This is a genomic window from Micromonospora sp. NPDC007208, from assembly GCF_042869175.1.
GTDB lineage: Bacteria > Actinomycetota > Actinomycetes > Mycobacteriales > Micromonosporaceae > Micromonospora > Micromonospora foliorum.
In genome coordinates this window covers 218,198-239,327 of the sequence record NZ_JBIAFG010000010.1, presented here as the reverse complement: position 1 = coordinate 239,327, position 21,130 = coordinate 218,198, and the positions used below count along the sequence as shown (strand labels likewise).

The following is a 21,130-nucleotide window of genomic DNA, read 5'->3' as shown; positions in this document are numbered from 1 at the left end:
CAACCGACCCCGCCGTATCCTCGCCTACAAGAAACCCAAAGAAGTCTTCGCCGAGCTGCTGACCAGCCAGATTGCTTCCACCAGCTGAGCACGGGCACTACATCCTGGATCGAGCGCGATCTTGGGGGCGGCCACCCCACCGCTACCGCCCTCCCGCGCGGCGCTGCGGTCGGGCAGGGGATCCGCCCGCAAGATCTGCGCAACATCAGGGATGTTGCTGCCTCCCGCCGGCCGGAGGCAGCAACTTCGGGGAAGTTGGGTGGATCTTGCCGGCGGGCGGGCGGCGGGGGTGGGGGCGGGCGGCGGGCGCGCGGGTGCGGGTCTGGGCTGGGCTGGGCTGGATCTTGCGGATGGGCGGCGCGCGGATGGGCGGCGCGCGGATGGGCGGCGCGCGGGCGGGCGGCGCGCGGGCGGGCGGCGCGCGGGCGGGCGGCGCGCGGGCGGGCGGCGCGCGGGCGGGCGGGCGGCGCGCGGTGGATCAGCGCAGGGAGGCGCGGGCCGAGAAGGCGATGCTGGCCAGCAGGAAGCCACCGTTGACGATCGTGAAGGCGACCATCACCCAGAGGACCAGCGCGGGGGCCACGGCGAGCACCAGGGCGGCCACGAAGACCACCGCGCCGTAGTCGCGGACCAGCTTCACCAGGCGCACCGGCAGCGAGGTCGAGGTGACCATGCTGGCCGCGTTCGGGCCGGCCTGCATCACCGACGTCACCAGGTTGACCATCCAGGTGCCCGCGAAGGTCGCCACGAGCCAGGTCGGCGTGGACGGCTCCTGCGCCACGGCGGTGGCGGCCAGGGCTGCCACCAGGGCGATCTGCGCGGCCACGTCGCAGAGCACGTCGACGCGGGCGCCCGCCGCGCTGCCCTGGCCGGTCACCCGGGCCAGCTGCCCGTCCGCGCAGTCCAGGGAGTACGCCACCTGCCAGCCGACCAGGGCGAGCAGGCCGACCACCCAGGCCGGTACGTCCCCGGCGGCGACCGGGCCGGCGAGTGCCACCACGGTGACCGAGGTGGCCAGCCCGAGCACCAGGTTGGTGATGGTCAACGCGGTCGGTCGCAGCCCGAGCCGCTGGGCGACGAGCGCGAAGACGGCCCCCAGCCACTGGCTGATCGACTCGCTGAACAGGCCGCCGCCCCGGTTCACCCGGTGGAAGTCGGCGACGGTGGGACGGGGGTCAGCCAAGCTGGTCGCGGATTGCACCGGCGTAGTCTGCCAGCCGTTCCCGGGTCTCGGTAGGCGACAGTGCCAGGTGTTCGAGGATGGTGTACCGGTCCGGCCGGGTACGTGGCGCGAACTGCACCGCCTCGATGAACTGGTCGTCGGTGAGCGCCACCTCGGCGGGGAGCCGGGGCAGACCGTGCCGGGCGAGGCAGGCCGACATCTCCCGGAAGCGGCGGAGGTCTCCGCGCAGCCAGGTGCAGAACAGCGCACCCAGCCCGGCCAGCTCGCCGTGCGAGGCGGTGCCGGGAAAGAGCGAGTCGACCGCGTGCATGATCTCGTGGCAGCCGCCGCTGCACGGACGGCTGGTGCCGTCGACCGCCATCGCCAGGCCGCTGGAGATCAACGCCTCGGCGAGGACGATCACGAAGGCGTCGTCGCTCATGTCGCCTGGGTGGTTGAGCACCGCCTCGGCGCCCGCTCGCGAGAGCGAGGCGGCCAACCCGTCGACCGGCTCGCCGCGTACCTGCCGGGACAGATCCCAGTCGGCCAACGCGCTGATGTTGCTGATCACGTCGCCGATGCCGGCCCGGTTGTGCCGGTCCGGGCCGCTCTCCACGAAGTCCAGGTCGACGATCACCCCGATCGGGATGTGGACGCCGTAGGAGCCCTTGATCCCGTCGGTGATCAGGCTGGCCACCGGGGAGGCGATCCCGTCGTTGGCGAGGCTGGTCGCCACCGACACCATCGGCAGCCCTCGGCGGGTGGCCGCGTACTTGGCCACGTCTATGGTCTTGCCGCCGCCGATGCCGACGACCGCGTCGTACGACCGGGCGCGGAGTTTGCCGCCCAGGTCGTCGGCGGCGTCAAGCGTTCCGCCGGAGACGGTGAAGACGTCCGCCGAGCGCAGCGACGGTCGAATCAGTTCCGCGATCTGGGCGCCCTGACCCGGGCCGACCACCACCGCGACGTCACCCCCGGAGGAGATCCGTCCGTCGGCCAGGATCGCGCCCAGGTCGGCGACCGCCCCGCGTCGCACGTCGATGTGCAGCGGGGTGAGGACGCTCCGAGCTAGTAGCGGCACGCGATCTCCCGCGCGCGGGCCAGGTCGGCGTGGTTGTCGACCTCGACCCACGGGACGTCGCCGATCGGCGCCGCCCGTACCTCCCCGCCCCGGTCGGAGAACTCCTGGTAGCCGTCCTCGTAGTAGAGGTTCGGGTCCCGTCGCCAGGTTGCCTCCAGCGCGTCGGCGAGGGCGTCGGCGACCTGCGGCTCGATCAGCGTGGCGCCGATGTACTCCCCGTACGCCTCGCCCGGGTCCATGATCTTGGTGATCCGGGTGAGCTGGCCGGCGGCGTCGAAGGTGGTCTTCATCTCCTCCTCGGCCAGCGGCTTGAGGGTGTCCACGGCGAGCAGGATGCCCGGGCCACGCTCGGCGAGCAGGGTCTTCTCCACGCTCACCGGGTGCACGGTGTCCCCGTTGACCAGCAGCACCCCGCGCGCGAAGTACTCCCGGGCGAGCCAGAGCGAGTAGGCGTTGTTCCACTCCTCGGCCTTGTCGTTGTGCACCAGGGTGAGGGTGACCCCGTACCGCTTCTCCAGGTCGGCCTGCCGCTCGCGGACCGCGTCCGCCGCGTAGCCGACGACGATCACGATGTCGGTGAGCCCGACCTCGGCGAGGTTGCCCAGCGCGATGTCCAGGATCGTCGTCTCACCGTCCACCGGCACCAACGCCTTGGGCAGGGTGTCGGTGTACGGGCGCAGCCGTCGTCCCGCTCCGGCCGCGAGCACCATTCCGATCATCGCGACATCCTCCCTCGTCCTGCTCCCGTCACCGCTGGAGGATAGCGCCGGCTGGGCGCGCCGCTCCGGCCAACCGGGTCAGCCGGGCAATGCCGCCAGGTCGGCGAGCATGGTGAGGCGCTCCTCCGCGCTGAGCGCGGCGTACGGGCCGGCGGCCCGCCGGTCGGTCTCCAGTTCGATGGCGAGCCGCTCGGGACCGGTCGGCAGGGCGGCGATGCTCGACGCGGTGTGCCCGGCGGCAGCCCAGGCGGCGGCGTGCGCGTCGGCCCGGTGGTATCGCATCGTGCCGAGCCGGTTGAGCAGCAGCACGCCCGACGGGGTGCCGTCCGGTTCGTACGGGGGCGCCAGCGCGGTGAAGGCCGAGCCGCCCCGGTCACCCTCCTCGTCGGCCAGCACCAGGGCGTACGACAGCAGTCGGCCGAGCAGGGCCACCAGCCGGTCCACCCGGTCGTCGTGCCCGGCCCACAACTCCTCGGTGACCTCGGCGTGCACCTGGTACAGCTCGGCGAGGAAGGCGGCGCCACGCTCGGTGGCGGAGAGAGCGCCGTCCGGGCCGCGGTAGATCATCCCGTGTGCCACCTGCTTGTCCACGGTCCGCCGGCAGACGACCGGGTCCTGGTAGCGGGTGATCGCCGCGAACCCGGGCCCGTCGACAGCGCCGCCGGGTGCGGCCAGCCGGGTGCGCAGGTCGACCAGGAAGCCGGTCGCCGTCACTCCGCCGTAGCGCTGCGACAACTCGGCGCCGCCACCGTCCCGGCCGGCCAGCATGCCGGCGCGGAAGGTCCGGTCCACGGCCGGTGCGAGCAGCCCGGCGATCCGGTGCGGCGCGAGCGCGACGGCGTTCACAGACCGATCGACCGCAGGACGGCGAAGCCCTCCTCCGCGATCCGTCGGATCAGCCCGTCGTTGACGTCGCGGTGCTCGTCGAGCACTGTCACCTCGTGCTCGGCCAGCCAGCGGTACTCGGTGTGCTTGCCGGCCTCCAGCGTCGGGCGGTCGAGGTCACCGTCGACGCGGACCAGGAAGTCGTACTCGGTGCGGGCCAGGCCGTCGTCGCCGACGTAGCTGTACTCGCCCACCTGGCCCAGGACGTGGGAGAGGACCCAGCCGGTCTCCTCGGTGATCTCCCGGCGTAGCGCCTCGTCGATGTCCTCGCCCGGTTCCAGGTGACCGCCGACGATGTCCCAGCAGTTGGGAAACAGGCGTCGGTGTGGTGAGCGGCGCTGAAAGAAGATGCGGCCGTCATGGTCGACGATCAGCGCGCCGGCGCAGCGCAGGGGCTCGGTGGACACCATCCGACAGTAGCCAGCGTCCGCAGCTTGTGCGATGCCGCTCTTGTCCCGGAAACATCCACCGACCACCATGTCCGTACCGAATGCCACCGTCCCAAAGGGGTGATGTGTGATGCAGGTACGGGATGCGATGTCCAGCCAGGTCCTCGTCGTCGGTCCGGAGCACACGCTCCGCCAGGCGGCCCGGATGATGTCGGCCCGCGGAGTCGGGTCGGCGGTCGTGATCGACCCGGATTCCGAGGGTGTGGGGATCATGACCGAACGCGACGTGTTGAAGGCCATCGGCGCCGGCCTGGACTGCGACGTGGAACGCACCGGCGCCCACCTGACCTGGGACGTTGTCTACGCGGGGCCGGAGTGGACGGTGGCCGAGGCCGCCGCCGCGATGGCCCGGGGCGGGTTCCGGCACCTGGTGGTGCTCGACGGCCGGGAGGTGGCCGGCGTGATCTCCGTCCGGGACATCATGCGGGTCTGGTCGGAGAGCCAGGCGGTCGCCACGACCTGACCGGGGGTGGTGTGCCGGTCGGATCGATGGGTAAGCATCCCTTGCGGGCGCGGAGGTGCCGTGGCTCGCGGGGGAGGTCCCGATGCGCGACGCGGAGCTACTGGTCCAGCAGCAGTACGCCATGCTCCTGCGTCGGGACGTGGCCCGGCTGCCGGATCTCTACGCCCCGGAGGCGTTCTACGCCATGCCGGGCGTGACGGTCCGTCCGATCGAGCTGCCCGCCCTGCTGCGCACCTGGACCGGCGCCTTTCCGGACCTTCGGGTCGACCCGGTGGGCGCGGTCCGCACGGGCGGTGGCGCCGCGGTCGAGCTGCGGCTGACCGGCACCCACACCGGCACCCTGCACTCGCCGTACGGCACCGTCGCGCCCACCGGGCGCCTGGTCAGCTGGGAGGTGGCCGACGTGGTCCGGGCGCGCAAGGGTCGGATCACCGCCTGGCGCTCCTACTTCGACTGGAGTCAGCTCCTCGACGCGCTCGGCGTGCAGCTGGAGGGACTTTCCCGGGCCGCGCAGCACGACGCGCTCGCCCTTCCGGTCTGATCTGCCGCCGACCGGTGGAGTGGGGTCACCCGACCCGGTGGCTCAGGATGCGGACATCGCCGTGCCGTCCGCGCGTCCCCCGCTGCCGCCCGTACGCTCAACATCCATGACCGCCGAGCAGTTGATCTCCTTTGCCCGTGGGGCTCCCTCGCTGGACATCGTCGATGTCGAGGGGCTCAAGGCCGCCGCCGTCCGCGCCTTCGACGCCGACCCCGCGGGGGTGACGGCGTACGGCACCTCCGTCGGGTACCTTCCGCTGCGAAAGTGGATCGCCGAGAAGCACGGGGTCGAGGCCGACCAGGTGCTGGTCACCAACGGGTCGCTCCAGGCCGACGCGTTCCTCTTCGACCACCTGGTCCGCCCCGGCGACGCGGTGGTGGTGGAACGCCCGACGTACGACCGGACGCTGCTCAACCTCCAGCGGATGGGCAGTGAGCTGCACGGCATCGCCGTCCAGCCGGATGGCCTGGACACTGCCGAGCTGCGCAAGCTGCTGGAGTCCGGGGTCCGGCCCCGACTTGCGCACGTCATCCCGAACTACCAGAACCCGGCCGGCATGACGCTCTCCCTGGAGAAGCGCCGGGAGTTGCTCGACCTGGCCGCCGAGTACGAGTTCACGATCTTCGAGGACGACCCGTACGCGGACGTCCGCTTCCGTGGCGAGGCGCTGCCGTCGATGCTCTCGCTGGACACCCGCAACGTGGTGGTGCACGCGTCGAGCTTCACCAAGACGGTCTGCCCGGGTGTGCGGGTCGGTTACCTGGTCGGCCCGGCCGACCTGATCGCCTCCATCGCGAAGAACGCGACAAGTCTCTACATCTCTCCGGGGATGGTGTCCCAGGCGATCGTGCACCAGTTCTGCGTCTCCGGTGACATCGACCGCTCGATCGAGACGGTCCGGGCGGCGCTGGGTGAGCGGTCCCAGGTGCTCGCCGAGTCGTTGCGCCGGCAGCTGCCGCAGGCGCGGTTCGTGGAGCCCGACGGTGGCTACTTCCTCTGGGTGGAGTTCCCGGAGGACGTCCTTGTCGACCGCCTCGCCCCGGCGGCGGCCGAGCGCGGGGTCGCCGTGGTCAAGGGCAGCGACTTCATGCTGGACGGCGGGCGGCACGCGCTCCGACTGGCCTTCTCGGCGGTGACCGCCGACAAGATCGACGAGGGTGTCCGGCGGCTCGCGGAGGCCGTCGAGGCCGTCCGCGGCTGAGCTAACTGTCGGGTTCCTGACAGAACGACGATGCCGGCCGTCCCGGGGCTCCCCTCCGGGCGGCCGGCTGGCCCACAATGCTGCGAGCGTCACCCCGTCAGCCGCGGAGTTCACCGCCGGCCTCCGGGCCGGCCCCGCCCGGGTTGACGCGGCAGCACCACCTCCCGCCCCCACAGGTGCCGGGTGGGCCGTGTCGTCCCCCGCACACCCCCCGATGCGGCCCGGCCCGCCCGGCGCCGCCGCCACGCGACCGCCGTCACACCGGTCCTCGGCCGCAGTCGGCGTAGCCTGCAAGCCGCAGCTGAGCGCGGGAGGTGACGCGATGACGGATCGGACAGAGCGGGACCGGACGGCACCGTCGACCACCGGTCGGGTGCTGCGACCACGGGCGTGGCCCTCCCCGGTCCGGGCGATGACCCGGATCCTCAACGTCGACGGCTCGCCGCCCGTCCCGGCCCCGGCGGGCACGGGCACCGGCCGCAGCGCGGTGGTCGACTGCGCGCTCTACGTCGACGGCAAGCGGCAGCCCGGCGACTGGACGTACGCGGAGGCGCTGGCCGCGGCGCGCCGCGAGGAGCACGGCTTCGTCTGGATCGGTCTGCACCAGCCGGAGCTGGCCGAGATGACCGCCATCGCGGAGACCTACGGCCTGCACGAGCTGGCGGTCGAGGACGCGGTCAAGGCCGAGCAGCGCCCCAAGCTGGAGCGGTTCGGCGACGTCGTCTTCCTGGTGCTGCGCACCGCCCGGTACTGCGAGCACACCGAGCTGACCGAGAACTCCGAGGTGGTGGAGACCGGGCAGGTGATGCTCTTCATCGGCCCGAACTTCGTGATCAGCGTCCGCCACGGGGACGCCTGCCGGCTCGCCCCGATCCGCGCCGACCTGGAGACCAAGCAGGAGCTGCTGCTCCAGGGCCCGTGGGCGGTGGCGTACGGGGTGACCGACCGGGTGGTCGACCTCTACCTGGAGGTGGCCGACCAGATCGAGGACGACCTGGACGTGCTGGAGGCCGAGGTCTTCGACCGTCACAGTCATGGTCGGATTCAGCGGATCTACCAGATGAAGCGGGAGCTGGTGGAGTTCAAGCGCGCGGTGGTGCCGTTGCAGCGGCCGCTGATGTCGCTGACCTCCCAGGTCAACCGGGACGTGCCCAAGGAGATCCGCAAGTACTTCCGGGACGTGCAGGACCACCTGAGCCGCACCGTGGAGCAGGTGAACTCCTACGACGACCTGCTGAACTCGATCCTCCAGGCGCGGCTGGCCCAGGTCACCGTGGACCAGAACAACGACATGCGCAAGATCGCCGCCTGGGCCGGCATCGCCGCGGTCTGGACCGCCATCGCCGGCATCTACGGGATGAACTTCGACAACATGCCCGAACTGAAGATGACGTACGGCTATCCGGTGGTGCTCGCCCTCATGCTCGGCGTCTCACTGGCCCTCTACCGCTGGTTCCGCCGCAACGGCTGGCTCTGACCGCGGGGGCGGAAGCGCCGCCGGTCGAAGAGCACCACCTGACGCGGAAGCGCCGACGAGCGGGGTCAACCCACTCGCCGGCGCCCGATGCGCTGTCGCTGACCTCAGCGGCGGCCGTTGGTGCGGGCCGTGTCCTTGCCCAGTGCCTTGGTGAGGTCGTCGGTCGGCCGACCGGAGACGTCCGTGGCGCCCTCGGCGACCGACGGGACCTTGTCCGTCGGGCGGACACCGGTCTGCTTGGTCGGGGCGGTGGTGCTGGCGCTGGCGCCGCCGGCAACCGCCGAGCTGCCCGCGCCGGTCATGCCCGCCGCGCCGGACATGGCCGACCCGTCGGACCCCTTGGTGGCGGACGGTGTACGCACCTCGATCGAGTCGACCTCGTCGCGCATCGGCTCCAGGGTGCTGCGGGTCGGGTCGTACTCGGCCCATTCCTGCTGCTCCCGGCGGCGACGCAGCGCGACCGCGCCGGCCAGGCCGGCGATGGCACCCGCCGCCAACAGGCCGGTCATCATCGAGCCGCGACGACGCGGCTGCTTCTTCTTACCGGTGATCCGCATGGTCTTCGACTTGGCCTTCCTGGTCAGCGGCCCTGCCTGCGCGGCGCCGTCACGAGCAGCCGCCGCCAGTGGTGCCAGCGTGGTGAGAGTCGTCCCCCAGCCGGTCGACGCGCGGTCGCGTACCTTCGCGGCGGTCGGCCCGACGTAGCCCCGGGCCACCTGGACCCGCGGGCCGACGGTCGCGCCAGCGCCCTTCGCGGCGTGGTTGGCTGCCAGCATCAGGTGGCTGATGCTCTGGTTCAGTTCGGCCTTAGCCAACTGCCCCTGGGACTTACGCCGCCCGAATCCAAACACGGTCCTACCTCCTGGGAGTTGTTCCTTCGTCATCCTCCACCTTCGGATGCCTCCGCGATGCCAGATCGGGCACATGGGAGGATCCGCATGGAACTGACCAACAAGTGAGGAGTACCCGTGGCCGAGGCTGTCTACGCCACCCTGCACACCAACGCTGGCCCGATCCGGCTGGAGCTCTTCCCCAACCACGCGCCGAAGACCGTCCGCAACTTCGTCGACCTGGCCGAGGGCAACCGTGAGTACACCGACCCGCGCACCGGTCAGCCGGGCAGCGGTCCGTACTACGACGGCACCATCTCGCACCGGGTGATCAGCGGTTTCATGGTCCAGATGGGCGACCCGACCGGCACCGGCCGGGGCGGACCGGGCTACAAGTTCGCCGACGAGTTCCACCCGGAGCTGCGGTTCGACCGTCCGTACCTGCTGGCGATGGCGAACGCCGGACCGGGCACCAACGGTTCGCAGTTCTTCATCACCGTGTCCCCGACGCCGCACCTCAACAACCGGCACACCATCTTCGGCCAGGTCGCCGACGAGGAGTCGGTGAAGATCGTGGATTCGATCGCGAACACCCCGACCGGTCCGAGCGACCGTCCGCTCCAGGACGTCGTCATCGAGCGGGTCGAGATCGAGCGGTCCGCTTCCTGAGCGACCGGCGAGGTACCTTTGCTCGCATGATTGAGCGCTCCGGAGCACGGCCGGTGCCGGTGGACCGTGTGGTGGCGGACGGAGGGTCGGCCCGGTGAGCGAGTCTCCGCCGACCACCCCGGTCTGCTACCGGCACCCCGGCCGGGAGACCTACGTCCGGTGCTCCCGCTGTGACCGGCCGATCTGCCCGGACTGCATGCGGGATGCCTCGGTCGGGCACCAGTGCCCGGAGTGCGTCAACGAGGGGCGTCGCAGTGTCCGGCCGGCGCGTACCGCCTTCGGCGGCGGTACGGCCGGCCGGCACGGCTATGTCACCAAGGCGCTGATCGCCGTGAACGTGCTGTTCCTGCTGCTCTCCATCGCCTCCGCCCGGGGCGGGGACGCGGCGGTCGGCGGCTCCGGCTTCGGCGGCCTGATGGGTGGCAGCACGCCGCTGACCGAGTGGGGTGCGGTGCTCGGCCGGGCCTACCTCTCCGACTACACGCTCGGGGGGATCGCCGAGGGCCAGTGGTACCGGTTGGTCACGGCGATGTTCCTGCACTACGGCGTGCTCCACCTGCTGCTCAACATGTGGGCGCTGTGGGTGCTCGGCCGGTCGTTGGAGGCCAACCTCGGGCGGGTGCGGTTCGCCGCGCTCTACCTGATCGCGGGCCTCGGCGGCAACGTGGCCGCCTACCTGTTCAGCAGCCCGCGGGCGGCCACGGTCGGCGCGTCGACCGCCGTGTTCGGTCTCTTCGCCGCGCTGATCATCATCGAGCGCAGGTTGGGCCGGGACATCTCCCGGATCATCCCGATCCTGGTGATCAACCTGGTGTTCACGTTGGCCGTGCCGGGCATCTCCATCCCGGGGCACCTGGGCGGGCTGGTGGTCGGCGCGCTGATGGCGTTGGTGCTTGCGTACGCGCCGCGGAGTCGGCGGACGCTGGTGCAGGCCGCCGGTGGCGCGATCATCCTGCTGATCTTGCTCGCGCTGGTGCTCTTCCGTACCGCCCAACTGCTCAGCTGACCGGGCGGGCCGCCCGCAGCGTGGCGGCCACCTCCTCCGGGGTGGCCCCCAGGTCGTACCGGCCGAACAGGTGCAGTGAGTTGCCCGCGTCGATCTCCAGGGTCTCGCTGGTCAGCCCCAGTCGGGGTCGTCGGTCGACGGCAATCGCCTCGACCGCCGACCAGGGCAGCAGCCGCCGACCCGCGAAGCCGTGGATGACGGTGAGCCCGGCCGGGGCCACCGCCAACCGGACCGGTGCGACCAGGTCGCGTACCGCCCAGCCGGCCAGAGCTGCGGCGGCCAGGGCGGCCACCGCGAGGCGGACCGGGTCGCCGTCGGCGAAGAGCAGCCCGAGCGCGACGAGCAGGACGGCGCCGGCCAGCTTCGCCGCCGGCAGGCTCGACGGCACTCGCCACTGCCGTGTCGGGGACGTCTCATTCACCCGCCCAGCATGCCAGCGGCCGTCGGATTCCGGCACCTCGTGCAGGTGTGGCCGGACGACCGGTCGATGGACGACGTAGGATCGGGGCAGCCCAAGTTACCGGGGAGTAAACATGAGTGACGCGGTCATCGTCGGCGCGGTACGTACCCCGGTCGGGCGGCGCAAGGGCAGCCTCGCCAGCGTCCACCCGGTCGACCTCTCGGCGCACGTGCTGCGCGCCCTCGCCGAGCGGACCGGGCTCGACCCGGCCCAGGTCGACGACGTCTTCTGGGGCTGCGTGTCCCAGGTCGGTGAGCAGTCGTGGAACATCGCCCGCAACGCTGTGCTCGCCGCCGGCTGGCCCGAGACGGTGCCCGGCACCACCCTGGACCGGCAGTGCGGCTCCAGCCAGCAGGCCCTGCACTTCGCCGCGGCGACGGTGCTCTCCGGCCAGGCCGACCTGGTGGTCGCCGGTGGCGTCGAGTCGATGACCCGGGTGCCGATGGGCTCCAGTGTGGCCGGCGGCATGCCGTTCAGTGACCAGTTGCGCGCCCGCTACCGGGGCGTCGAGGGCTTCGCCGACGACGCGCCGCTGCCGTTCAACCAGGGGGTCGGGGCCGAGCTGATCGCCCAGCGGTGGCGCCTCTCGCGTACCCAGCTGGACGAGTTCGCGCTGGCCAGCCACGAGCAGGCAGCCGCCGCGCAGGACGCCGGCGCGTTCGACCCGGAGCTGACCCCGGTGCCGCTGGCCGACGGGGGCAAGTTCGCCGCCGACGAGGGCATCCGCCGGGAGACCTCACTGGAGAAGCTGGGCGAGCTGGCCACCCCGTTCCGCGCCGACGGCGTGGTGACCGCCGGCTCGGCGTCCCAGATCTCCGACGGCGCCGCGGCCCTCGTGGTGACCACCTCCGACTGGGCCAGCCGGCACGGCCTGCGCCCGCTGGCCCGGATCCACACCGCCGTGGTCGCCGCCGATGACCCGGTCACCATGCTCACCGCGCCCATCCCGGCCACCGCGAAGGCGCTGCGCCGCGCGGGGCTGGGCATCGAGGAGATCGGGGTGTACGAGGTGAACGAGGCGTTCGCCCCGGTGCCGCTGGCCTGGCTGGCGGAGACCGAGGCGGACCCGGAGCGGCTCAACCCGCGCGGCGGGGCGATCGCCCTCGGTCACCCGCTCGGCGGCTCCGGTGCCCGGATCATGACCACCATGCTCCAGCACATGCGGGACAACGGCATCCGTTACGGACTGCAGACCATGTGCGAGGGCGGCGGCATGGCCAACGCCACAGTCGTCGAGCTGATCTGAGGACACCGCCGCACGTCGGTCCGGGCGGCGGTCACCTGCGCTGGGGCCCGGATGCTGGTGGGGGCGCGAGCCGGCCGTTGGGCATGTGCACGACCCGGAGGAACGCGGGCAGCCGCCACGGCCTCGGCCCGCCGATGACGACGTCGCGCCGCAGCACCGCCTGCGCGGTGCTGATCCGGCCGAACATCATCAGGTTGAACCGGGCGGGGCGGAACGTCACGCTCGCGTCGAACGGGGCGTCGGGTGGCGCGATCCGCACCCGGCGGTCGCCCAGGGTCAGCGTCGTCGTCGGCGTGTACTCCGAGCGGAACTGCACCGACACGTGGTGCCGGGGCATCGACAGCTCGGTGTTGAGCAGCACCCCGTACGTGTCGCGCAGCATGTCGAACATGAACAGGTCCCAGTAGAGCGCGGCGTGCTCGTCCGGCATCGGCCACGCCCGGCGGAGCGCCCGCGCGATGTCCCAGCCGTGCACGAGCAGCTCGTTGGTCAGATGGGCGAACAGGCCGCCGACCGTCACCCGCGCGTTGCCCAGCCAACTCACCGTCGAGCGCGGATCGGCCGACGTCGTCAGGAGGCGGCCGACCAGGGTGTTCAGCTGCGTCAGCAGCACCTCCGGGTCGCGCTCGGTGAAGTGGGCGAGCACCTGGGTGTTGACGTCGGCCACCGTGTCCACGTTCGTGGTGGCCAGCAGGTCCTCCAGCCCTGGCACCCGGATGGGGATCTCGGTGCCCTCCAGCCTCGACACGTACAGCACCGCGATCGACACCACGTGCGCGAGGGTGTCGGCCACGGTCCAGTCGGCGGTCGCCATGACGTCGGGTGAGGGCGCGGCGGCCACCAGGTCGGTGAACCGGTCGGTGGCCGTTCGCAGGGCCGTGTTGGCCACACTCCACCGGTCTGGATCTGCCGCGCCAGTCACACGAACAGCATCGAGCACCCAGCGCGCCGGAACATCTTCGAATGTGCCATCTTCCGGCAGCGGCAGGTCTGGACCGGCGTCAGTCGTTGTAGAACATGGTGGGGAACCACCCGAAGCCGAAGATCGAGGGCACCCGGACGTCCCAGTACACGACTGTGAAGACGCCCAGGGCGATGAGCAGCGCGCCGCTGATCACCATGCTGCGGCGTACGTCGGCGGCGAGCCAGCTGATGAACCGGCCGCGGGTGAGCATGATCAGCAGCGCGAACAGTGCGGTGACCACGACGATGTTGCCGAGGGACTGCAGCACGAACGCGGCCGAACCGTACAGCGGGTTGCCGCTGTCGACCGCCCAGTGGAACAGCTTGTTGAACAACGGGTACGGCCGGCCGATGAGGAAGCCGCCGATGAGCGCGCCGAGGGTGATCACCCGTGCGACCGGCCGGTCGGCGAACACGTCCGGCACCGTCCGGATCGCGGCCAGCCCCAGGTAGATGAGGGCCAGTCCGATGACGCCGAACACCACCGACGACTGGATGATGCGTACCGGCACCCCACCGGCGGTGTCGGTGGACAGCTGGGGGAGCCGGTCACCCAGCAGGACCCCGACGAACCCGTACACCGCGGCGACGGCGACCATGCCCAGGGTGAGGTAGCCGACCGGCCGCAGCAGCAGCCGGAGCCGGTCACCGTTGGCAGAGCTTGCCGCGCCGAGCGGCCCGATGGACGCGAGCATCGCGATGTTGCACGCGGTGAACGTGCCGGCGAGGCCCGACACGAACGCGAACACCAGGCCGGCGGCGGTACCGGAGATCGCCGTCGCCTTCGCGTCATGGCCGAGGATCCCGCTGGCGACGCTGTCACCGATGACCGAGTCGACGAACTCGTAGGACCAGAGCACCGCCAGCAGGACTCCGGCCGCCACGCTGGCCGCGATGATGACGCCGTTGCGTTGTGGACGTTCGGCGGCGGAGGGGCGCGTGAGGTCTCGCGTGGCTGTGGTTGGCGTTCCCGTCATAGCTCTACTCCCCGAGCCGGTTCGAGCATGATTACAGGGCGCAGCGATAATGTCGCTCAGAGCTTCCTCGGCGCATCTCGCAGAGTGCGCAATTGGCAGATGCCACCGCCTCCGCTGGGGACGCAGTGCCGTGCCGGCACGGAATAAGCGGTCCCGAAACTCGGGAAGACGGCCTAGGGTGCCCAGCGTGACGACGATCGAGCGTGCCCCGGACTGGTCCGGCGAGCAGTGGCAGACGCAGGCCCGGTCCTGGGTCGACGCGCAGCTGAGCCGGGCCGGCCGACGGGTGACCGGGCCGGTGGAGCCGCGGGTCCGTCCCTGGTCGCTGGTGTGGCGGGTGCCCACCGACGACGGCCCGGTCTGGTTCAAGGCCAATAACCCGGGCACGGTGCACGAGGTGGTCCTGATCGCGGCGCTCGCCGAGTTGACGCCCGACCGGGTGCTGACGCCGATCGCGGTGGACCCGGCGCAGGGCTGGTCGCTGCTGCCCGACGGCGGCGAGTCGTTGCGCGACGTGCTGGCACGCGACCCCGATCTGGCGCACTGGGAACGGGCGTTGCCCGGGTACGCGGCGCTGCAACTGGCCACCGTGCCGCGCGCCGACGAGTTGGTCGCCCTGGGCGTGCCGGATCAGCGTCCGGAGGTGCTGGCCGGCCTCTTCGCCGAACTGCTCGACGATCGCGAGGCGCTGCTGATCGGCGCCGAGGGCGGGCTCAGCGCGGAGGTGCACGAGCGGCTGCGGGCCGAGTTGCCGTCGTACGCGCAGCGGAGCCGCCGGCTCGCCGACATCGGCATCCCGGCCACCGTGCAACACGACGACCTGCATGACGGCAACGTCTTCGCCGGGGCGGCCGGGTACCGCTACTTCGACTGGGGTGACGCCTCGGTGGCGCACCCGTTCGGCACGCTGCTGGTGACCCTGCGCTCCATCGGGCACGCCGGGAAGCTCGCCGCGGACGACGCCCAACTGGTTCGGTTGCGCGACGCCTACCTGGAGGCGTGGACCGACCGGTACGACCGCCGGACCCTCGTCGAGGCCGCCGACCTCGCGATCGCTCTGGGGCCGGTGAGCCGGTCGCTCTCCTGGCGTCGAGCGCTGGACACCCCCGAGGAGTCCCGCGCCGAGTACGCCGACGCGGTCCCGGGCTGGCTGGAGGAGCTGTTCGCCGCCAGTCCACTTCAGCCCAACGCCTGACCATGATCCGTCCGAGTCGGAAGTCGGACAGGCTGTGCGACGGGCGGCGTGGAACTTCCAAAAGTCCTCCGTGACCCACGTCACCCCGCTGGGGAGGTCGTTGGGCAGGTCATGGACGTCTTCTCCCGAACGTTCCTCCCGGCCGCCGCTGAGGCTGGCCTGGCCGTGCAGACGGTGAGCCGGCACATGCCGGTCTTCCGGCGCTGCGTCGGCTCCGGTGACGCCACCATCCTGGTCACCCGTTGCAGCCGCCCCGACCGCCCGGTCACCGGCGACTACCTCCTCCTGCTCACCCACCGCCGCCTGGTGGTGACCCAGCAGACCCGCCTCCTGCACCGACTGCGCCTGCACCTCAACACCGAGTTGCGCGAGCTGAGCAACGTCACCTGGAGCCCGGACCCGCGGCTGCAGTCGGTCGAGATGGCGGCCACCGCGATCGACGGGATCCGCGAACGGTTCCTGATCCGGACCAGTCACCCGAAGCAGGTCTGGCAGCTCGATGCGTTGCTCAACCAGGCGTTCCGGACCCGCCTGCGACCGCCCGGCGCGCGGGTCGTCGCCAGCATCGGTGACGCACCGGCCGTCGCGCGGCCCGGGATGTTCGCTCCGTCCTGGTGAGCTGACCCCCGCTTCGTTCCACCTTTACCGAACTCGAACACGCGCCGATCGCGCCGAGCCTCCGCCGTCGGCAATCATGGGCCGGTGACCGTCGAACCACCGCATCGCGGGCTCGTCCTCGTCGTGGAGGACGAGCCGGCCATCGCCGACCTGGTCCGGCTCTACCTCACCCGGGACGGGTTCGGCGTCCACCTGGAACGTGACGGCGAGGCCGGTCTGAGCGCGGCCCGCCGGCTGCGCCCGGTGGCCTGTGTGCTGGACATCGCGCTGCCGGGCCTGCCCGGCACCGAGATCTGCCGCCGGCTGCGCGAGGCCGGCGACTGGACCCCGGTCATCTTCCTCACCGCCCGGGACGACGAGGTGGACCGTATCGTCGGCCTGGAGTTGGGCGCCGACGACTACGTCACCAAGCCGTTCAGCCCACGCGAACTGGTCGCCCGGGTGCGCGCGGTGCTGCGCCGATCCGCCGGCGGCCCGGAGGGCGCGGACCGGCCACGGGTCGTCGGCCCGGTGACGCTCGACCCGGCCCGCCGCACGGTCACCGCCGCCGGCGCCCCGGTGCAGCTCACCTCCACCGAATTCGACCTGCTGGCCCACCTGATGGCCCGGCCCGGCCGGGTCTTCACCCGGGAGGAGCTGCTCGCCGGGGTCTGGGGCTACGCCGCGCACGCCGGCACCCGGACGGTGGACGTGCACGTCGCCCAGGTGCGGGCGAAGCTCGGCCCGGCGAGCGTGATCCGGACCCATCGCGGTGTGGGGTACGCGGTCGATGCCTGACCACCCCGGGCACGTCGAGTCGCCGACCATGGCCCTGCCGGTGGTCGGCGCCACCCCACCCGCCGCGCCTCGACGAGGCCGCTTCGGCCGTACGCTGACCGCCCGCGCGGTGCTCGTCACCTGCGCGGTGGCGCTGGTGTCGGTGCTGGTCACCGCCATCGTCGCGGTGCCGTTGGCGATCCGTGGCGCGGAGCGGAGCGAGCAGGAGGCGCTCGCCGCCCAGGCCCGGCTCGCGGCCGAGGTGCTGCGGACCCGCCTCGATAGGGGTCGTAGCGCCGACGAGGAACGGCTCATCCAGCAACTGCGCGACCAGGGCATCGACGCGTACCTGATCCGGCGTGGGGCGGTCGACCGGGCGGGTCTGCCACCCCGGGTGGTGCAGCGGATCGGGCAGGGCCGCAACGTGTCGGCTCGTCGCTCGGTCAACGGTGAGCGGGCCCTGGTCGAGGGTCGGGCCCTGCCCGGCGGCAACGGGGTGGTGCTCTCCCGTCCGCTGGCCAACGGACTGTGGGCCCGGGTGCTGCTCAGTCTCTGGTTGCCGTTGCTGGCCGGGTTGACCGCCGGTGTGGTGGCCGGGCTGCTGCTGGCCCGCCGGTTGGCTCGGCCGATCCGCGTCGCGGCCACCGCCGCCGCCCGGCTGCGGGCTGGTGACCGCGCCGTCCGGGTGCCGGTCGAGTCGCCGGACGAGGTCGCCGACCTGGCCGAGGCATTGAACGGGTTGGCTGCCGCCCTCGCCACCAGCGAGGGTCGACAGCGGGAGTTCCTGCTCTCCGTCTCGCACGAGCTCCGCACCCCGCTGACCGCGATCCGGGGGTACGCCGAGGCGCTCGCCGACGGGGTGCTCGGCGTCGACGACACGGTGGACACCGGCCGGACGATGCTGGCCGAGGCCCAACACCTGGACCGGCTGATCGGTGACCTGCTGGCACTGGCCCGGCTGGAGGCCGCCGACTTCCCCCTCGAACCGGTGCCGGTGGACCTGACCCAACTGGCCGTCGACGCGGAGCCGACCTGGTCCGGCCGGTGCGCCGCGGTGGGCGTGCCGTTCCGGGTGGAGACGCCCGGTCGGCCGGTGCCCGCGTACACCGATCCGGGGAGGATCCGGCAGGTGCTGGACGGGCTGTTGGAGAACGCGCTGCGGGTCGTACCCCCGGGGTCGCCGGTGGTGCTCGCGGTCCGGCCGGCTGGCGCGGACCCGGCGCACGGCGGCGTGTTGGAGGTCCGCGACGGCGGGCCCGGCTTCACCGACGACGACCTGGCGGTGGCCTTCGAACGCGGTGCGCTGCACGAGCGGTACCGGGGGGTGCGCAAGGTGGGCAGCGGGTTGGGGTTGGCGCTGGCCGCCGGGCTGGTCCGTCGGTTGGGCGGGGAGATCGCCGCGGGGCACGCGCCGGAGGGTGGTGCCGCCTTCACCGTCCGGCTGCCCGGTGATCCTTACCTGACCCGAACATCGGCCTGACGCTCCGCTCGTCGTCGCGGGGAAGGCTGAGGGCTCCACGGACGAGAGGGAGAGTCATGCCACGTTGGGGTATCGCCACCGGCACCACGGCACTGCTCGCGGCAGTCGCGCTCGGCGTCAGCGGCTGCGGCGCGGCCGAGGTGGCCAGCCAGCCCGCCCGGGACGTCGCCGTCGAGGTCGCCGCCGCCATGGGGGTCGAGGGTCAGGCGCTGGCCGCGATGGGCTTCGACGCCGACGACCTGGACGTGCTGACCGTCGCCGCACCGGCCACCCCGACGCCGGGCGCGTCCCCCAGCGCCAAGGAGAAGGCCCGGGACAAGCGCGGCGAGGAGTGGCGCAAGCGCCGCCAGGCCCGCGTGCTGCTGCGCAAGAACACGCTGCACGGTGAGGCGGTGGTGAAGACGAAGGACGGCGGTACGCAGACCGTCGCCGTGCAGCGCGGCGAGGTCACCGCGATCGACGGCGACTCGATGACCGTCAAGTCCACCGACGGCTTCACCATGAGCTGGACCTTTGGCGACGACCTGCGGGTGGTCGAGCGGCGGGCCACCGTGCAGCCGAGCGAGGTCAAGGTCGGCGCGACGCTCGGCGTTGCCGGCGCGAAGGACGGCGACAAGGGCGTGGCCCGGCTCATCCTCATTCCCCGCGCCAAGTGAGCGAAGGGGCCCTGGTCGACGCCAGGGCCCCTGCCCTCGTCACTAACGGCCCGGCGGGAGGGCGTAGCCGACGTAACCGTCGAACTCCAGCCGCCAGCCGGCCGGGACGAGTTTGGCGCAGGCCGCCTCGCTGCCGGTGCAGACGATCGCGTCGACCGAGGAGGGGTCGGCGGGCGGTCGTTCCGGCAGTACCGACTGCAACGCCACCAGGTCCGGTGAGCCGCCGTCGGGGTGCCGCAGCAGCAGCCACCACGGGTACTCCCAGTTGTCGTTCTGCTGCACAAGCCCGATCCGTCGCGCGCCGCTGTCCTGGACCGCGGTCGCCGCCCAGCGGAACTCGTCGGCCCACTGTGGGCGGCGCAGGAACCGGGTGTCCCAGTCGGAGGTGGTGAAGACCGAGCCGGCACCGACCAGCCGGCGCGGGAAGCCGTACGACAGCGCGAGCACTCCGGCCAGCGCCGAGGTGGCCAGCACGGTGACGGCCGCCACGGTGGCAACCGTTCGACGTCCGCCCGCACGGTTGCGCAGGAGCGCGTCCAGCCAGAGGCCGGCGAGGGGTACGGCGAGCACCACGGCGTAGAGCAGCAGCCGGTTGCCCCACGGCTGCCATTTGATCATCGCGGTGTGCAGCAGCACGGCGGTCAGCACCACCACGGCGTACGCCCGCAGCGACCCGGCCCGCTCGGCGGCGATCCGCCGTGGTCGGGCGAGCGCGATCACCGCGCCGATCACCGCCAGTGCCCCGGCCAGCGGAAACGCCACGCGGTCCTCATCCGGATACCAGGCCGGCTCCGGGAAGAGCTCCCGACCGAAGGTGATCGCGCGGTCCTGTGGGTCGACCCCGATCGCCTCGGCGCCGCTGATGATCACTTCGGCCCCGGCCCGACGCAGGGGCGCCAGCGGTGTGTCGAACGCTGTGTGTCCGATCCGCAGCGCGTTGACCACTATCGACGCCGGGTCGTGTCGCTCCATCGGGATGGACTCGCGCAGCCGGGGCGGCCCCAGCGGGTGCCCGAACTCGGCGGTGACCCGGGCCAGGAACGGGCCGACCACCACGGCCGCGACCACCAGGATCAGCACCGAACCGCCGACCGTGCGGGCCAGCCCGCCGACCGGCCAGGACCGCCGACCCGCACCCGCCGCTGACGTGCTCGCCGCTGCCGATTGACCGGTCCGGGCCAGCCTCAGCTGGGCCAACCCCCAGAGCACCAGCAGCGGGCCGACCGCGATGAGCCCACTGGTCTTGGTCACCGCGGTCAACCCGGTGGCCGCCCCCAGCCCGAGCAGCGTGCCCCAGCCGGTCCGTCGACGCAGCCCGTCCAGCGTCAGAGTCGCCGCGCAGGCCACCCACGCCGCGCAGATCAGGTCGGTCTGCGTGCTGGTCGCCTGGAGCACCACCATCGGCGTGGTCGCCAACACGAACGCGGTGAGCAACTGGGCCCGCCGGCCGCCGCCGAGCTGCGCGGTGATCCGTGCGGCCACCAGGAGGCAGACCACCCCGGCCGCCCACTGCACCAGGTTGTGCAGGGCGTCCCCGCCGGTGAGTAGGCGCAGGTGCAGCAGCAGGTACTCGGCCCCGGGCGGGATGGTCACCTGCCGGTGGATGGCGGTGGGCCAGAAGTCCAGGTCGCCCTGGGCGACCCAGTGCTCCACCTTCGGCAGGTGGTACGTCTGCGAGTCGAAGTTGTTCGGCTCGGCCAGCAGCGCGACCAGCAACTCCACCAGGACCAGCCCGCCGATCGTGCCGGCGAGGAGCCGTTCGCCCGGTCGGGCCGTACGCCAGGTGTCGACCGCCGTGGCGAGCAGGCCGGCGGCCCTCCGACCGGCCCGAGTCGGCGCGGTGGCGGCCCCACCGGGCTCGGCGGCCGGGGCGGACACGTCGGGGTTGCCACCGGACACCACCGCGCCCACCGGAACCGGCCGCGACGCGGTGGTGACTGGCACCGGCGCGGCGCCGACCGGCTGGCCGAGGCGAGCCTCCCGTCGCCAGCGCAGACCGGCCGCCGTCGCGGCCGCGGCCAGGAAGAGCAGCCAGGCGACGGCGAAGGCGGGTCGGGTCAGTGCGTGCGACGCGCCGAGCACCTCGACGACGAGCACCGCGTACGCCCCGCTGAGCAGGACGGCGCGCACCACGGCGAGCCGCAGCGGTGCCACCGCACCAGCCTCGCGTGGCCTCGTCGCGACGGTGAGCAGGAGCACCGCGGCGGCAGGAACCGCCGCGAGCAGGGAGCCGGCAGCCGACATGGCGGAAGTAAACACCATGGGTCTGAACCCGCCGCGCCGGCTGCCCCGCAGT

At 72.3% G+C, this 21,130-nt stretch carries 22 protein-coding genes; 12 read left to right on the top strand and 10 right to left on the bottom strand.

Going from position 1 to position 21,130, the window contains the following annotated elements; genetic code table 11:
- Positions 1–478 precede the first annotated feature (478 nt).
- The 5 genes from ACFYL6_RS21165 to ACFYL6_RS21145 form a co-directional block, all read right to left on the bottom strand.
- The gene (locus tag ACFYL6_RS21165; protein ID WP_387173474.1) at positions 479–1,201 is read right to left on the bottom strand and encodes a CDP-alcohol phosphatidyltransferase family protein; all 723 of its coding nucleotides are present in this window, start codon (positions 1,199–1,201) and stop codon (positions 479–481) included.
- Entirely contained in the window at positions 1,176–2,243 is a 1,068-nt protein-coding gene (locus ACFYL6_RS21160; protein ID WP_357708598.1) for an iron-containing alcohol dehydrogenase family protein, read from the bottom strand. The genes ACFYL6_RS21165 and ACFYL6_RS21160 overlap by 26 nt, the downstream gene beginning before the upstream one ends.
- Positions 2,231–2,962 carry a sugar phosphate nucleotidyltransferase gene (locus tag ACFYL6_RS21155; protein ID WP_091396874.1) on the bottom strand — a complete coding sequence of 244 codons (732 nt, stop codon included), beginning with the start codon at positions 2,960–2,962 and terminating at the stop codon, positions 2,231–2,233. The genes ACFYL6_RS21160 and ACFYL6_RS21155 overlap by 13 nt, the downstream gene beginning before the upstream one ends.
- Before the next feature lie 78 nt (positions 2,963–3,040).
- A complete protein-coding gene (locus tag ACFYL6_RS21150; RefSeq protein ID WP_387173472.1) occupies positions 3,041–3,808 on the bottom strand; it encodes a hypothetical protein in 768 nt (255 codons plus the stop codon).
- Positions 3,805–4,257 (bottom strand): NUDIX hydrolase, encoded by a 453-nt coding sequence (locus ACFYL6_RS21145; protein ID WP_387173470.1) that lies wholly within the window; start codon positions 4,255–4,257, stop codon positions 3,805–3,807. Before ACFYL6_RS21145 ends, ACFYL6_RS21150 begins: the two co-directional genes overlap by 4 nt.
- Before the next feature lie 109 nt (positions 4,258–4,366).
- On the opposite strand from ACFYL6_RS21145, the gene ACFYL6_RS21140 reads away from it, so the two are divergent.
- From ACFYL6_RS21140 to corA, 4 genes are all read left to right on the top strand, one after another.
- Positions 4,367–4,759 carry a cyclic nucleotide-binding/CBS domain-containing protein gene (locus tag ACFYL6_RS21140; RefSeq protein WP_030487774.1) on the top strand — a complete coding sequence of 131 codons (393 nt, stop codon included), beginning with the start codon at positions 4,367–4,369 and terminating at the stop codon, positions 4,757–4,759.
- Between the two features lie 82 nt (positions 4,760–4,841).
- A complete protein-coding gene (locus tag ACFYL6_RS21135; RefSeq protein ID WP_387173468.1) occupies positions 4,842–5,300 on the top strand; it encodes an ester cyclase in 459 nt (152 codons plus the stop codon).
- Positions 5,301–5,406: 106 nt separating this feature from the next.
- Positions 5,407–6,501, top strand: coding sequence for a PLP-dependent aminotransferase family protein (locus tag ACFYL6_RS21130; protein WP_387173466.1), 1,095 nt, complete (start codon positions 5,407–5,409; stop codon positions 6,499–6,501).
- 322 nt (positions 6,502–6,823) lie between these two features.
- Positions 6,824–7,978 (top strand): magnesium/cobalt transporter CorA, encoded by a 1,155-nt coding sequence (corA, locus tag ACFYL6_RS21125; protein WP_387173464.1) that lies wholly within the window; start codon positions 6,824–6,826, stop codon positions 7,976–7,978.
- Positions 7,979–8,082: 104 nt separating this feature from the next.
- Here the strand turns inward: corA and ACFYL6_RS21120 are convergent, their stop codons facing one another.
- Complete coding sequence (locus ACFYL6_RS21120) at positions 8,083–8,862, bottom strand: hypothetical protein (RefSeq protein ID WP_387173462.1); 780 nt, start codon at positions 8,860–8,862, stop codon at positions 8,083–8,085.
- Positions 8,863–8,946: 84 nt separating this feature from the next.
- On the opposite strand from ACFYL6_RS21120, the gene ACFYL6_RS21115 reads away from it, so the two are divergent.
- Together ACFYL6_RS21115 and ACFYL6_RS21110 are read left to right on the top strand one after the other, a co-directional pair.
- Positions 8,947–9,477, top strand: coding sequence for a peptidylprolyl isomerase (locus tag ACFYL6_RS21115; RefSeq protein ID WP_091396894.1), 531 nt, complete (start codon positions 8,947–8,949; stop codon positions 9,475–9,477).
- 94 nt (positions 9,478–9,571) lie between these two features.
- Positions 9,572–10,483, top strand: a complete 912-nt coding sequence (locus ACFYL6_RS21110; protein ID WP_387173460.1) for a rhomboid family intramembrane serine protease — start codon at positions 9,572–9,574, stop codon at positions 10,481–10,483.
- Here ACFYL6_RS21110 and ACFYL6_RS21105 read toward each other — a convergent pair.
- Positions 10,476–10,904, bottom strand: coding sequence for a PH domain-containing protein (locus ACFYL6_RS21105; protein ID WP_387173459.1), 429 nt, complete (start codon positions 10,902–10,904; stop codon positions 10,476–10,478). The genes ACFYL6_RS21110 and ACFYL6_RS21105 overlap by 8 nt on opposite strands.
- A gap of 112 nt (positions 10,905–11,016) precedes the next feature.
- Between ACFYL6_RS21105 and ACFYL6_RS21100 the strand changes: the two genes are divergently transcribed.
- Positions 11,017–12,189 (top strand): thiolase family protein, encoded by a 1,173-nt coding sequence (locus ACFYL6_RS21100; protein WP_387173457.1) that lies wholly within the window; start codon positions 11,017–11,019, stop codon positions 12,187–12,189.
- A gap of 31 nt (positions 12,190–12,220) precedes the next feature.
- Here ACFYL6_RS21100 and ACFYL6_RS21095 read toward each other — a convergent pair whose 3' ends face one another.
- On the bottom strand, positions 12,221–13,111 hold the full coding sequence (locus ACFYL6_RS21095) for a maleylpyruvate isomerase family mycothiol-dependent enzyme (protein WP_387173455.1): 891 nt from the start codon (positions 13,109–13,111) through the stop codon (positions 12,221–12,223).
- 79 nt (positions 13,112–13,190) lie between these two features.
- A complete protein-coding gene (locus ACFYL6_RS21090) occupies positions 13,191–14,129 on the bottom strand; it encodes a hypothetical protein (protein WP_387173453.1) in 939 nt (312 codons plus the stop codon).
- A 187-nt stretch (positions 14,130–14,316) separates the two neighbouring features.
- On the opposite strand from ACFYL6_RS21090, the gene ACFYL6_RS21085 reads away from it, so the two are divergent.
- From ACFYL6_RS21085 to ACFYL6_RS21065, 5 genes are all read left to right on the top strand, one after another.
- Positions 14,317–15,324 (top strand): aminoglycoside phosphotransferase family protein, encoded by a 1,008-nt coding sequence (locus ACFYL6_RS21085; protein ID WP_387173451.1) that lies wholly within the window; start codon positions 14,317–14,319, stop codon positions 15,322–15,324.
- 111 nt (positions 15,325–15,435) lie between these two features.
- Entirely contained in the window at positions 15,436–15,942 is a 507-nt protein-coding gene (locus ACFYL6_RS21080) for a hypothetical protein (RefSeq protein ID WP_238662381.1), read from the top strand.
- Positions 15,943–16,026: 84 nt separating this feature from the next.
- A complete protein-coding gene (locus ACFYL6_RS21075) occupies positions 16,027–16,719 on the top strand; it encodes a response regulator transcription factor (protein WP_124822475.1) in 693 nt (230 codons plus the stop codon).
- On the top strand, positions 16,712–18,178 hold the full coding sequence (locus ACFYL6_RS21070) for a sensor histidine kinase (protein ID WP_387173449.1): 1,467 nt from the start codon (positions 16,712–16,714) through the stop codon (positions 18,176–18,178). Before ACFYL6_RS21075 ends, ACFYL6_RS21070 begins: the two co-directional genes overlap by 8 nt.
- A gap of 56 nt (positions 18,179–18,234) precedes the next feature.
- The gene (locus ACFYL6_RS21065) at positions 18,235–18,834 is read left to right on the top strand and encodes a hypothetical protein (RefSeq protein ID WP_387173446.1); all 600 of its coding nucleotides are present in this window, start codon (positions 18,235–18,237) and stop codon (positions 18,832–18,834) included.
- Between the two features lie 42 nt (positions 18,835–18,876).
- Here the strand turns inward: ACFYL6_RS21065 and ACFYL6_RS21060 are convergent, their stop codons facing one another.
- On the bottom strand, positions 18,877–21,078 hold the full coding sequence (locus ACFYL6_RS21060; RefSeq protein WP_387173444.1) for an ArnT family glycosyltransferase: 2,202 nt from the start codon (positions 21,076–21,078) through the stop codon (positions 18,877–18,879).
- Positions 21,079–21,130 lie beyond the last annotated feature (52 nt).